The following is a 2,338-nucleotide window of genomic DNA, read 5'->3' on the forward strand; positions in this document are numbered from 1 at the left end:
GCCCGTACCCGTGCACCAGCACGACGCTCGGCGCTCCCGCCGCCGCGGCCCGCGAGGAGCTGCACCCGCTGGCGGGGCAGCCGGTGGAGGTCACCGTCGACGACGGCGCGCGCCTGCACGTGGAGGTCGACCCGGCCGACACCGCGCCGGCGGGAGCGCCGAGCGTCGTGCTGGTGCACGGGTACGGGCTGTCGGCCGACGCCTGGCACTTCCAGCGCCTGGCGCTGCGCGGGCGGTACCGCCTGGTGCTGCCCGAGCACCGCGGCCACGGGCGCTCCACCCGCGGGCCCGCCGGGCCGGTGGCCGTGGCGCGGCTGGCCGACGACCTGGGCCTGGTGCTGGACGCGGTGGCGCCCACCGGCCCGCTGGTGCTCGTCGGGCACTCCCTGGGCGGGATGACGATCATGGAGCTGGCGGTGCGCCGGCCCGACCTGCTCGAGCGCACCCGCGCCGTCGCCCTGGTCGCCACCAGCTCCGGCGGCCTGGCCGCCTTCGACCACGGCCTGCCCCTGCTGGGGCGCCACCTGGTGCGCTGGGCCGAGCAGGCGCTGCAGCGCACCGCCGAGCGCGCCGACGTGCTCGAGCGCGGCCGGCGCCTGGGCGCCGAGGTGGAGCAGCGCCTCGTCGCGCACTGGTCCTTCGCCTCGCCGGTCTCGCCGGAGGTGGAGCGGCTGGCCGCGCGCATGATGGCCGGCACCTCGGTGGGCACCATCGCCGACCTGCTGCCCGCGTTCGGCACCCTCGACGAGAGCGAGGCCCTCACGGCGCTGGCCGGGCGCCCGGTCCTCGTGGTGGCCGCCGAGCGCGACCTGATGACGCCGGCCGCGCACGGGCGCACCATCGCCGACGCGGTCCCCGGCGCCGAGCACGTCCTGGTGCGCCAGTCGGGGCACCTGGTGATGCTGGAGCACCCCGCGGTGGTCACGTCCCGGCTGGAGCGGCTGCTGGCGCGCGCCGCCGGCGGGGACGGCGCCCCGGCCGGCGACGAGGTCGTCCTGCCGCTGTCGGAGCGCTCCCGGGCGGCGCGGGCGGCCGCCGCGACCCGGGCGGCGCGGGCGCGCGGGGGGCGGCGGTGAGCGCGGCGGTGCTGGAGCTGCGCCTGGCCACCGACGAGGACACCGTGGCGCTGGGCCGCCGGCTGGGCTCCCTGCTGCGCGCCGGGGACCTGGTGGTCCTCTCCGGCGACGTCGGCGCCGGCAAGACGACGATGACCCGCGGCCTGGCCGAGGGGCTGGGGGTGCGCGGGCCGGTGACCTCCCCGACGTTCGTCATCGCCCGCGTGCACCCCTCGCTGCGCGGCGGCCCGCCGCTGGTGCACGTGGACGCCTACCGGGTGGGCTCCCTGGCGGAGGTGGACGACCTGGACCTGGACGCGGACGCGCAGGAGGCCGTCACGGTGGTGGAGTGGGGCGCCGGGCTCGTGGAGGACCTCACCGGGCAGCGGCTGGAGGTGCACCTGGAGCGCCCCCACGGCGCCGCGCCCGCGGGGGGGTCCGGGGAGGTGCCCGTCGAGCCGCGCTCGGCGCGGCTGCTGGCGCACGGGCGGCGCTGGGCCGGGGTGGACCTGGCGGCGGCGCTGACGGCCTGAGCCGCGGCGCCGCCGGCCCGGTCGACGGCCTAAGCTGCCGGGCGTGCTGATGCTGGCCCTCGACACCGCCACCGACGGGGTCGCCGTGGCGCTGCACGACGGCGAGCGCGTCCTGGACGCCCGCCGCGCCGGCGACGCCCGCCACCACAACGAGGTCCTCGTGCCCACCGTCGCCGCGTCGCTGGCCGCCGCCGGCCGCGAGCGCGCGGAGGTCACCGACGTCGCGGTGGGCGTGGGCCCGGGGCCGTTCACCGGCCTGCGGGTGGGGCTGGTCACCGCCCGCACCCTGGCCCTGGCGTGGGGCGCGGCGCTGCACGGGGTGTGCTCGCTGGACGCGCTGGCGGCGCAGGCGCTGGCCGAGGGCCTGGTGGGCGGGGAGTTCCTCGTCGCCACGGACGCGCGCCGGCGCGAGGTGCACACCGCCCGCTACCGCGCGCAGGACGGGCGGGCGGTGCGCACGGCCGGCCCGGACGTGGGCCCGGCCGCCGGCGTGGCCCGCGACGGCCTGCCGGTGGTGGGCCGCGGCGCGGCGCTGTACCCGGACGCCCTGGGCCCGGCGGGCCCGCTCGCCGACGTCGACGCTGGGTTCCTGGCGCAGGTGGCCGTGGACGCGCTGGCCGGGCGCGGGGGCCCGGGGCTGCTGCCGGCCGAGCCGCTGTACCTGCGCCGCCCCGACGCGGTGGAGCCCGCGGGGCGCAAGCGCGTCACCGCCTGAGCCGGCTCGCCGGGCGCGGCGCGCCCCGCGGGCTC

Annotated in this window: 3 protein-coding genes; all 3 read left to right on the forward strand. The window is 80.6% G+C overall.

What is annotated here, in order from left to right; translation table 11 throughout:
• Window positions 1-1,076: alpha/beta hydrolase (locus GTR00_RS19100; protein ID WP_166613144.1), on the forward strand; the 1,076-nt coding region annotated here is incomplete at its 5' end.
• Window positions 1,073-1,588, forward strand: a complete 516-nt coding sequence (gene tsaE / locus GTR00_RS19105) for a tRNA (adenosine(37)-N6)-threonylcarbamoyltransferase complex ATPase subunit type 1 TsaE (protein WP_323132612.1) — start codon at window positions 1,073-1,075, stop codon at window positions 1,586-1,588. The genes GTR00_RS19100 and tsaE, both read left to right, overlap by 4 nt.
• A gap of 49 nt (window positions 1,589-1,637) precedes the next feature.
• Window positions 1,638-2,303: a tRNA (adenosine(37)-N6)-threonylcarbamoyltransferase complex dimerization subunit type 1 TsaB gene (gene tsaB, locus GTR00_RS19110; protein ID WP_240900639.1), complete on the forward strand. Its 666-nt coding sequence runs from the start codon at window positions 1,638-1,640 to the stop codon at window positions 2,301-2,303.
• Window positions 2,304-2,338: the final 35 nt, after the last annotated feature.

Source organism: Kineococcus indalonis, assembly GCF_009906395.1.
Lineage (GTDB): Bacteria > Actinomycetota > Actinomycetes > Actinomycetales > Kineococcaceae > Kineococcus > Kineococcus indalonis.

Bases quoted from the DNA above. Each gene is read 5' to 3' on its own strand.
- tsaB (WP_240900639.1), top strand. From the start codon at position 1,638: ATGCTGGCCCTCGACACCGCCACCGACGGGGTCGCCGTGGCGCTGCAC.